Consider the following 9,913-nt stretch of genomic DNA (forward strand, 5'->3'; position numbering starts at 1 on the left):
CAGGTGGGGCAGGATCGCAGGGTGAGCGAACTGCACTACCTGACCGCGACCGAGATGGCCCGCCTGATCAGGGCCCGGCAGGTGAGCGCCGTGGAGCTGCTCCAGGCCCACCTCGACCGGATCGAGCAGGTCAACCCCGAGGTCAACGCCATCGTGACGCTGGTGGCCGAGCGGGCGCTGGCGGCGGCGGAGGCGGCCGACGCGGCCGAGCCCGAGGGGCCGCTGCACGGCGTCCCGGTCGCGCACAAGGATCTGGTGGACACCGCGGGCATCCGCACCACGTACGGGTCGCCGCTGTTCGCGCGGAACGTCCCCGAGCGGGACGACCTGATCGTGCGCCGCCTGCGCGCGGCCGGGGCGATCACGGTCGGCAAGACCAACACCCCCGAGTTCGGCACCGGCTCGCACACGGTCAACGAGGTCTTCGGCGCCACCAGGAACCCCTACGACCTCGGCAGGTCCGCCGGCGGCAGCAGCGGAGGGGCCGCGGCGGCCCTGGCCACCGGCATGGTCCCGCTGGCCGACGGCTCCGACATGGGCGGCTCGCTGCGCAACCCGGCCTCCTTCTGCAACGTCGTCGGCCTGCGGCCCACGCCGGGCCGCGTCCCCGACCCCTCCGACACGGCCGCCTGGTACACGCTGGCCGTGCCGGGGCCGATGGCGCGCACGGTCGACGACCTCACGCTGATGCTGGGGGCCGTGGCCGGGTTCGACGCGCGTTCGCCGTTCGCGATCAAGGAGAGGTTCGCGCCCGAGCCCGAGCAGGGGGTACGCGGGATGCGGGTGGCGTGGAGCCCCGACCTGGGCGGGCTGCCGGTGGACCCGCGCACGGCCGCGGTGACCGCGACGGCGCCGGCCGTGTTGGAGGAGCTGGGGGCGCACGTGGAGGAGGTCGCGCTCGACCTGTCCGACGCCGAGGACGCCTTCCGGATCTACCGCGCCTGGTACTACGCCCTGTCCTTCGGCGACCTGACCGGCCTCGGCCCCAACACCGGCTGGAACGTCGAGCAGGGCCGCCAGGTCACCGGCGCCGACCTGGCCCGCGCCGAACGGCTGCGCAGCGGCCTCTACCAGCGCATGGCCGCCTTCTTCGACACCTACGACGTCCTGATCGCGCCGGTCAGCCAGGTGCCGCCGTTCCCGGTGGAGCAGCCGCACGTGACCGAGATCAACGGCGAACGGCTGCCCGACTACCTGGCCTGGATGCGCTCGGCGTACTGGATCAGCGTGCTGCACGCGCCGGCGGCGTCGGTGCCGGCCGGGTTCACGCCCGAGGGGCTGCCGGTCGGCGTGCAGATCGTCGGGCGGCCGTTCGCCGACGCCAGGGTGCTGCGCGTGGCCCGCGCGTTCGAGCAGGCCACCGGCCACGGCCTGCGCCGCCCGCCGCTGTAGGTCCAGGGCAGGTCTAGGGCTCGATCCCGTACGGCTGCCGCAGCGGCGACTCGCGGTAGCCGTGCATGCCTTCGAGCAGCCCGAACAGGCCGACCGAGAGCAGCGGCCAGGCCACCAGCACCCCCTGGGCGGTCAGCTTCAGCGCGCCGGGGACGATCCGCACCCCGGGCTCGGCCGCCGCCTCCACCGCCACCGCGCCGATCGTGAACGTGGACCCGGCCCACAACGTGAGGAAGCTGCCCGCCACCCCGCCCGCGCACAACCCGAGCAGCACCGCCAGCATCCACCGCCGCCCGGCGAACCACGCCAGCCCGCCGCAGAGCAGCCCCAGCGCGCCCGTGATCACCGCGAACCAGCCGTCGGCCGCGATCAGCGCCTGCGTGGTGAGGTCGGCCAGCACCAGACCATGATCGGTCACCTGGTACGGAGCCCGCGGCGAGATCGCGGACCAGCTCAGCCCGGCAGCGACTCCGAGTGTGGCGAGTATGAGGACAGTTACCGCAAAAGCGCGTACTTCCCTCGTCACGCCACTCCCCCTCACAACTGCATCCGAACCAGCTTGATGGTATCTCCCGGTTAGGCTCGCTTCGTGATTGCAGAAGAGGTCTGGCTGATCGAGCCCTCCGGCCCCCTCCGCGGGGACGTCGTCGTACGGGGCTCCAAGAACGGTGTGTCCAAGCACATGGTCGCCGCCATGCTCGGCAACGGTGAGAGCAGCATCCACAACGCCCCGGACGTCGGCGAGGTGGGCATCACCGCCGACATGCTGGAGGCGCTCGGCATCCACGTCGAGATCGCCGGCTCCGAGATCCGCATCGAGCGGGGGGCGGAGATCAGGCCGCGGGTGCCCGACGCGTTCACCGGGCTCAACCGCATCCCCATCCTGATGCTCGGCCCGTTGCTGCACCTGGCGGGGGAGGCGTTCGTCCCACTGGTCGGCGGCGACCCGATCGGCCGGCGGCCGGTGAACTTCCACGTGGAGGCGCTGCGCGCGATGGGGGCCGAGGTGGAGGTGGGGGACAACGGCATCTCCGCCAAGGCCAAACGGCTCAACGGGGCCCGGCTCGAACTGCCGTACCCCAGCGTGGGGGCGACGGAGACGATCCTCATGTCCGCGGTGCTGGCCGAGGGCAAGACCGTGCTGAAGAACGCGGCCATGGAGCCCGAGGTGGTGGAGCTGGCGCTGTTCCTGCAGCGCATGGGCGCCCGGATCGAGCTGTCGCCCGACCGCCGGATCGTCATCGAGGGCGTCGACCACCTGCGCGGCGCCTCGACCTGGCTGACCGGCGACCGCATCGAGGCGTTCTCCTACCTGGCGGCCGGGCTGGTCACCGGGGGAGAGGTCCGCGTGCACGGCTGCCCCCAGGACCGCCTGGTCACCGCGATCACCACGCTGGCCAGGATGGGCGCCCAGTTCGACATCAACGACGAATACCTGTGCGCCACCGCCCCGCCCGAGGGGCTGCGCTCGGCGGCCGTGCAGACCGACACCCACCCCGGGTTCATGACCGACTGGCAGACGCCGCTCATGGTGCTGTTCACGCAGAGCCAGGGCATGTCGGTGCTGCACGAGACGGTCTTCGAGAACCGCCTGGTCTACGTGCCGGCCCTCCAGCGGATGGGCTGCGAGATCGAGGTGTTCGACCAGTGCCTGGGCGGGCCGGCCTGCCGCTACCACGACACCAACGCCCGGCACTCGGCCGTGGTGCGCGGGGTCTCCAAGCTCAGGGGCGCCGACGTGACGCTGCCCGACATCAGGGCCGGGTTCTCGGCCGTCCTGGCCGCCGCGGTGGCCGACGGGACGTCCACGTTGCGCGGCGTGCACCACATCGAGCGGGGGTACCACCGGCCGTACGAGCAGTTCGTCTCGCTTGGTCTGAACATCCGAAGAGAACGGTAAAGACCGAGGAAGTCGGCGTTTGCCGATGATCTGCTGGTTGCAGATCATCTGCGTGACCGTACTCAGATCCATCGGTGGCCTCGCCATGGCGGGGGCGCTCGGCGGGGTGCTGGCGGCGGCACTGGCCGCTCCCGTGGTGAGCGGCGGCGGCCTGGCCGCCAAGAACGTCGCCGACACCTTCGTCGACCTGCCGCCCGCGCCGCGCGAGGAGCCCCTGGCGCAGGTGACCAGGCTGCTGGACAAGGACGGCAGGCAGTTCGCCCAGTTCTACGAGGCCAACAGGACGGCCGTGCCGCTCGGGGCCGTGGCGCCCGTGATGCGCAAGGCCATCGTGGCCATCGAGGACGCCCGCTTCTACGAGCACGGCGGCCTGGACGTCCGGGGCACGCTGCGGGCGCTGCTCACCAACACGCAGGCGGGCGGCATCCGGCAGGGCGGTTCGTCGCTGACGCAGCAGCTCGTCAAGAACATCCTGGTCGAGAGCGCCCGCACCGACGCCGAACGGGACAAGGCACGCGCCCCCAACCTGGCCCGCAAGATCACCGAACTGCGGTACGCGCTGGCCCTGGAACGCAAGTACCGCAAGGACGAGATCCTTGAGCGCTACCTGAACATCGCCTACTTCGGCGCGGGCGCGCACGGGGTGGAGGCGGCGGCCCGGCGCTTCTTCTCCACCACGGCCGCCAGGCTGACGCTGACCCAGGCGGCCACGCTGGCCGGGGCGGTGCGGATGCCGTACTCGACCGATCCCTCGCTCGGCCGCTCGCACGAGGCGCGGCTGAAGGAGCGGCGCGACCTCGTGCTGGACCGCATGGCCGGGCTCAAGCTGATCACGCAGGCCCAGGCGAGCGCCGCCAAGAGCACGCCGCTGGCCCTGCGGCTGCGGCCCGAGCCGGGCGGCTGCGGGCAGAGCGCGTACCCCTACTACTGCCTGTACGTCCAGCACGAGCTGCTGTCGAACCCGGCGTTCGGCAACACCCCGGCCGAGCGGCGGGCCAGGATGGCCAGGGGCGGACTGGTGATCAGGACCGGCCTCGACCCGGTCGCGCAGCGCGCGGCCGAGCACGCGATCCAGCGGCACGTCGCGCCGGAGGACACCGAGGTCGCCGCGGAGGCCATGATCGAGCCCGGCACCGGCCGGATCAGGGCGATGGCCGCCAGCAAACAGTTCGGCCGCAACCGGGGCAACAAGAAGAACGGGCCCAGGACCACCTTCAACCTGGCCGCCGACGTCGCGCACGGCGGCGGCCAGGGCTTCCAGGCGGGATCGACGTTCAAGGTCTTCACGCTGGCCACGGCGTTGCAGCAGGGCTGGCGGTTCGGCGACGGCTTCCAGACGCCGGGGGAACTGGTGCCCGCGCAGGGCTACCGCAACTGCGCCGGACGGCCGGTCAACGACCCCGACACGCGCATACTCAACGCCAGCGGCGAGGGCGCGGGCGGCCCGCACAGCATCGAGACCGGCACCTGGAAGTCGGTCAACATCTTCTACATGATGCTGGAGCGCAAGGTCGGGCTCTGCAACGTGGTCAAGACGGCCAAGGCGCTCGGCGCGGTCCGGGCCGACGGCGGGCCGCTGCGCGAGGTGCCGACGTTCACGCTGGGCGTCAACGAGATGGACCCGGTGACGGTCGCGGGGGCCTTCGCCACGTTCGCGGCGCGCGGCGTGCACTGCCGGCCGCTGGCGATCGTGGAGATCACCGACCGGAGCGGCAGGCGGGCCCACGTGCCGCCGTCCTGCGAGCAGGTCATGGAGCGGCCGGTCGCGGACGCCGTCAACTACGTCCTGTCCGGGGTGTTCGACAAGGGCACCATGCAGGGGCAGAGCATCGGCCGCCCGGCCGCGGGCAAGACCGGCACCAACAACGGCTACACCTCGGCCTGGTTCGCCGGGTACACGCCGGACCTGGCGGCGGCGGTGAGCCTGGGGGACATCCGCGGCTCCTACCGCTACCCGCTCCAGGGGGTGCAGATCGGCGACCAGTACTACGGCGCGGTGCAGGGGGCGTCGCTGCCCGGCCCGATCTGGGTCGAGTCGATGCAGCACGCACTGTCCAACACCGAGCCGAGGGGCTTCCCCGGGCCGGACATGGGCCGCTTCGGCGGCGGGTTCACACCCGGCCTGAAGGAGGCCGAGGCGCAGGAGGAGGACAAGAAGAAGAACAGGCGGCAGGGCGAGCGCGCCTTCTTCCGGCACCACCGGCGCCTGTTCGAATGGCTGCTCGGGCAGGGCCCGCCCGACCCGTCGTTCCGCCGGCCCCGCCACCGCACCCGGTAGCCCGCCGGCGGGGCGTTCAGCCCGCCTTGCCGATGGGCGCGGTGACCGCGCGGGTGAGGGTGATCAGGTTGTCGGGGGCGGTCTCGATCTGGAGCCCGCGCCGGCCGGCCGAGAAGTAGATCGTGCCGAAGTCGAGGGCCGAGGAGTCGACCACGGTGGGAAGCTGCTTGCGCTGGCCGAGCGGGCTGATGCCGCCCACCACGTAACCGGTCACCCGCTCGACCTTGGCCGCGTCGGCCATGGCGGCCCGCTTGCCGCCCAGCGCCGAGGCCAGGGCCTTGAGGTCGAGCTTGCCCGACACGGGCACGACCGCCACCGCCAGGCCGCTCTCGACCTCGGCGACCAGCGTCTTGAAGATCTGCTCGTAGGGGACGCCGAGCGCGTCGGCCGCCTCCTCGCCGTAGGCCTGGGCGTTGGGGTCGTGGTCGTAGGGGTGGAGCGTGAAGTCGGCCTTGGCCTTGGTCAGCGCCATGGTGGCCGGAGTGCCGCCGCCCTTGCCTTTCGTTTTGCTCACGTCCAACGATTGTAGCGAATCTACATTGTAAAGGCGTGGCCCGGCGTGTACCCGAGCGCCCGCCGGAAGACGTCGATGAACGCGCCGGCCGAGGCCCAGCCGCAACGATGGGCGACCACGGTCACCGGCAGGCCGTCGGCGAGCAGCAGCAGGGCGTGGTGCAGGCGGAGCTGGGTGCGCCACTGGGGGAAGCTCATGCCGAGCTCGCGGCGGCACAGCCGGGCGAACGTGCGCTCGCTGGTGCCGGCCCGGGCGGCGAGGGTGGCCAGGGTGCGCCCGTCGGCGGGGTCGTCGTGCAGGGCCCGCAGACGGCGGCCAGGCGCGGGTCGCGGGCACGTGGAAGGGCTGCTCGGGGGCGCGTCTGAGCTGGCTCTCCCTGCGCGTGACCCTGGGCCAGGACTTCCTGCCGAACCGGGTGGGCACCGCGAGCGACGTCACGCTGGGGCTGGCGGTGAGCGTGGGCGGCCTGACGAGCCCGCTGGTGGGCGCGGTCGCCGAGGCCACCACGCTCAGGACGGCGCTGGCCTGCCTGATCGCCTTCCCGGTGCTGGCCTGGCTGCTGGCGCGGACGCTGCGGGAGCCTGCGCCGGAGCCGGTCTAACCGTTGGCGGTGCGCAGGCGCAGGACGGCGGAGTTGTCGCGCTGGGCGGGGTCGAGGCGGGTGGAGGTGACGTGCATGGTGACCGGGAGGGCGGCGTCGGCGTCGCGGCCGACGGCGACCCTGGCGGAGATGCGTACCGGGCGGCCGGGGTGGATGACGTCGATCGTGCAGTCGGCCCGGTGGTCGCCGTGGCGGCAGGAGGCGCCGCTGACGGCGGTCAGGGTGGCGCCGGCCGGGAGCGTGAGGGTGACGGGCACCTGGGCGGCGGCCATGAGCCCGCGCATGGTGACGGTCGCGGTGACGGTGGCGGTGCCGCCGCGCCGGACGGGCGCGTCGGGGCCTGAGGCGTCGAGGGAGAGGGAGTCGTAGACGCCCTGGGGGTCGGCCTCGCCCACGATGGCGCCGTAGCCCTCCACGTTGAGCGCGGTGGCGACGGAGTTGCCGTCGGGCTCGCCGTCCTCCTTGCCGGCCGACAGGACGCCGACCAGGTCGCTGCTGCCGCGCACGACCCATGGCCCGCCGCTGTGGCCCTTGGCCAGGTGGCAGTTGTCGGTCTCCATCCGCCCGGTAAGGTCGGCGGGCCCGGCCAGCCGGGCGGCGAGCATGTCGCCGGCGGTCTCCTCGCCCTGGGCCTGCTGGGTGCGGCCCAGGCACCAGAGCTGGTCGCGGCCGTCGTAGGGCCGGCGGCCGAGCACGCCGGGGTAGCCGGAGGTGGCGATGGTGAAGCGGCCGCCCTGGTTGCGCAGGGGGGTGAGGGCGCCGACGGTGTCCTGGAGGGTGCGGTTCCTGCCGCCGACCTCGACCAGCGCGACGTCGTAGACGGAGTTCCAGTCGCCGCCGGTCCGCCCGGTGTAGGCGTCGGGCTTCCAGACGCGCCGGCCGCCCCACCTGCCGTACGGCTCGCGCTGCTCGGCGGTGGCGGCGCGGCCGTCGTAGGCGGGGACGAAGGCGAAGTGGGTGTGCCAGCGGCCGGACGCCGAGCCGTCGGGGCTGCTGTAGACGCAGTGGGCGGCGGTGACGACGAGCAGCCTGCTGGCCGAGCGGACGACGGAGGCGCTGCAGGAGTCGTCGCGGCCGGTGGCGTTGACGAAGAACAGCCGTCCGGTGACGCGGCTGTTGCCGTCGGCGGTGTACGGCCGGCGCACGCGGGCGTAGCCGTTGGCGTCGCCGCCGGGGGTGAGGCGTTTGGCGCCGGGCACGCTGCGCCGCTCGGCCGCCGCACTGCGATCGGGCGTGCCGGGGGCGGGCGTGACGGGACCGGCGGCGCTGAGGGGGAGGGGGGCGGCTTTGGCCTTGGCCTGTTTGCCGGGCGTCCAGTAGCGGGCGGCGCGTCCGGGGCGCATGAGCGGCGAGGACGCGGCCCCCGGGCTCCGGGCGGGACGTCGGGCCGCGCTCTGGGTGTGGGCCTTGAGCGGCGGGGGTTCGGCGGTGGCGGGTGCGGCGGCGAGTGAGACGCCGGCGAGCGCGGCCAGCATGGCGACCAGAGTCTTCGACACGATGTCCCCTTGATCAGTCTGAAGCGATTCTGATCACTGTAAGTCACGCCTTCATCGCTTACCGTGGTGAAACGGGACGTGTCGCGGGGCCGTGCGCGCTCAGCCCGCCGCCGCGTCCCCCGGGGCGAGGAACTCGGCGGCGCTCGCCTCGCCGGGTTCGCGGTCGGGGCGCAGGCCGCGCCAGGAGGGGTGGCGCAGGCGGCCGTCGCCGGTGACCTCGGCGTACTGGACCTCGCCGACGACGCGAGGCTCGACCCAGTGCGCGTGGCGGGCGTGCTCGCGCGGGACGGGCTCGTCGAAGGGCGGGTCGGGGCGTCGCAGGGGCGCGAGGAGGTCCTGGAGGTCGCGCAGCATCTGCTGGGTGAAGCCGGTGCCGACGTGCCCGACGTAGAGCAGGCGTCCGCGCGGGTCGTAGGCGCCGAGCAGCAGTGAGCCGATCATGCCCGACCGGCGTCCGCCGCCGGGGTGCCAGCCGCCGATCACGACCTCGGCGGCGCTGACGTTCTTGACCTTGGTCCATTCGCCGCTGCGCCGGCCGGGCCGGTACGGGGAGCCGAGCCGCTTGCACACCACGCCTTCGAGCCCGAGCTGGCGGGAGGAGTCGAAGGCGCGGTCGGCGTGGTCGGCGAACCAGACGGGCACCTCCCAGCGGAAGCCGGGCCGCAGGGTGCTCTCCAGCAGCTCGCGGCGTTCGCTGTAGGGCCGGCCGATCACGCTGTCGTCGTCGAGGTGCAGGATGTCGAAGGCCATGAACGTCACCGGCACCGCGCGGGTCAGCTCGGCCACGGTGGCGGGGTTGCGCTGGTGCATGCGGGGCTGAAGCGCGGCGAAGCTGGGGCGTCCGGTCTCGTCGAAGGCGACGATCTCGCCGTCGATCACGGCCGCGTGCCGGCCGGTGGAGCCGGCCATGAGCTGCAGTTCGGGGTAGGCGGCGGTGATGTCCTTGTTGTTGCGGGACATCAGGCGCACCGAGCCGCCCTCGACGTAGGCCAGGGCGCGTACGCCGTCCCACTTCATCTCCACCGCCCAGCCGGGGCCCTGGACGGAGGTCAGGGTGCCCAGCTGGGCCATCATCGGCGCGTAGGCCGGCAGCCGCACCATGGACTCTGCCGTACCCCGGGGGGTTGATCGACAGCGGCGGACCGGGGTCTACAAATGGTCAAGTGCGGTGTCTTCTACCAGTTCGCCGAGGTCTACGCCATGTTCGCCCAGTTCGGAGACGGTCTTGCAGTAGCCGCGCAGGTACGTCCGGCCGTTGACGCGGTGCGAGACGCGCAGCAGTGGACGATCATCGAGGATGATCGCCTCCACCAGGATGCCGCCGGGGGCTCGCCACTGTCCCATGCAGCCCAGGGTAGGCGAGCGGACATAATGGACATGTAATACGAAAGGCGTGATGATGCGCCGTCGCCGCGCCGAGCGGGGCAAACACCCGCAAGGTTATTTTTAACTCACCTAGAGTTTTCTTCGCCGCAGGGTGTTAGACGCCGGGCGGGCCGGGCAGAAGGGGGCCAAGCCATTCCCCGGCCGTGGCCGCGCCCCCGTGGCGGCCACGGCATCTCGGCCCCGGCTTGGCCCGGTCCGGGGCTCTGGCGGCCGCGGGGGGGGGGGGGGGGGGCCCCCCCCCCCCCGCCCCCCCCACCCCCCCCCCCCACCCCCCCCCCACCCCCCCCAAAACACACACCGGGCCCCGCCCCCGTAAAAGTGCAGGGGTTTTTCAGAGATTTTAATA

10 protein-coding genes are annotated in these 9,913 nt (G+C 72.9%); 4 read left to right on the forward strand and 6 right to left on the reverse strand.

Annotated features, from left to right (window positions below):
• Positions 1 to 21: 21 nt before the first annotated feature.
• The gene (locus ACIHAD_RS11130) at positions 22 to 1,392 is read left to right on the forward strand and encodes an amidase (RefSeq protein WP_397354207.1); all 1,371 of its coding nucleotides are present in this window, start codon (positions 22 to 24) and stop codon (positions 1,390 to 1,392) included.
• Between the two features lie 13 nt (positions 1,393 to 1,405).
• Here the strand turns inward: ACIHAD_RS11130 and ACIHAD_RS11135 are convergent, their stop codons facing one another.
• The gene (locus tag ACIHAD_RS11135; protein ID WP_397354208.1) at positions 1,406 to 1,810 is read right to left on the reverse strand and encodes a hypothetical protein; all 405 of its coding nucleotides are present in this window, start codon (positions 1,808 to 1,810) and stop codon (positions 1,406 to 1,408) included.
• A gap of 171 nt (positions 1,811 to 1,981) precedes the next feature.
• Here ACIHAD_RS11135 and murA point away from each other — a divergent pair, with 171 nt between their 5' ends.
• Together murA and ACIHAD_RS11145 are read left to right on the forward strand one after the other, a co-directional pair.
• Positions 1,982 to 3,292 carry a UDP-N-acetylglucosamine 1-carboxyvinyltransferase gene (gene murA, locus ACIHAD_RS11140; RefSeq protein ID WP_397354209.1) on the forward strand — a complete coding sequence of 437 codons (1,311 nt, stop codon included), beginning with the start codon at positions 1,982 to 1,984 and terminating at the stop codon, positions 3,290 to 3,292.
• A gap of 25 nt (positions 3,293 to 3,317) precedes the next feature.
• On the forward strand, positions 3,318 to 5,570 hold the full coding sequence (locus ACIHAD_RS11145) for a transglycosylase domain-containing protein (RefSeq protein WP_397354210.1): 2,253 nt from the start codon (positions 3,318 to 3,320) through the stop codon (positions 5,568 to 5,570).
• 16 nt (positions 5,571 to 5,586) lie between these two features.
• On the opposite strand, the gene ybaK is transcribed toward ACIHAD_RS11145, so the two are convergent.
• The gene (gene ybaK, locus ACIHAD_RS11150) at positions 5,587 to 6,042 is read right to left on the reverse strand and encodes a Cys-tRNA(Pro) deacylase (RefSeq protein ID WP_397354651.1); all 456 of its coding nucleotides are present in this window, start codon (positions 6,040 to 6,042) and stop codon (positions 5,587 to 5,589) included.
• Between the two features lie 62 nt (positions 6,043 to 6,104).
• Entirely contained in the window at positions 6,105 to 6,392 is a 288-nt protein-coding gene (locus tag ACIHAD_RS11155; RefSeq protein ID WP_397354652.1) for a helix-turn-helix transcriptional regulator, read from the reverse strand.
• 74 nt (positions 6,393 to 6,466) lie between these two features.
• On the opposite strand from ACIHAD_RS11155, the gene ACIHAD_RS11160 reads away from it, so the two are divergent.
• The gene (locus ACIHAD_RS11160; RefSeq protein WP_397354211.1) at positions 6,467 to 6,685 is read left to right on the forward strand and encodes a hypothetical protein; all 219 of its coding nucleotides are present in this window, start codon (positions 6,467 to 6,469) and stop codon (positions 6,683 to 6,685) included.
• Here the strand turns inward: ACIHAD_RS11160 and ACIHAD_RS11165 are convergent.
• The 3 genes from ACIHAD_RS11165 to ACIHAD_RS11175 form a co-directional block, all read right to left on the reverse strand.
• Positions 6,682 to 8,181, reverse strand: a complete 1,500-nt coding sequence (locus tag ACIHAD_RS11165; protein ID WP_397354212.1) for a trypsin-like serine protease — start codon at positions 8,179 to 8,181, stop codon at positions 6,682 to 6,684. The genes ACIHAD_RS11160 and ACIHAD_RS11165 overlap by 4 nt on opposite strands.
• Positions 8,182 to 8,280: 99 nt before the next feature.
• Entirely contained in the window at positions 8,281 to 9,282 is a 1,002-nt protein-coding gene (ligD, locus tag ACIHAD_RS11170; RefSeq protein WP_397354213.1) for a non-homologous end-joining DNA ligase, read from the reverse strand.
• A 48-nt stretch (positions 9,283 to 9,330) separates the two neighbouring features.
• The gene (locus tag ACIHAD_RS11175) at positions 9,331 to 9,525 is read right to left on the reverse strand and encodes a hypothetical protein (protein WP_357705417.1); all 195 of its coding nucleotides are present in this window, start codon (positions 9,523 to 9,525) and stop codon (positions 9,331 to 9,333) included.
• Positions 9,526 to 9,913 lie beyond the last annotated feature (388 nt).

It is taken from the genome of Nonomuraea sp. NPDC052265 (genome assembly GCF_044547985.1).
In the GTDB taxonomy this organism is placed as follows: Bacteria; Actinomycetota; Actinomycetes; order Streptosporangiales; family Streptosporangiaceae; genus Nonomuraea.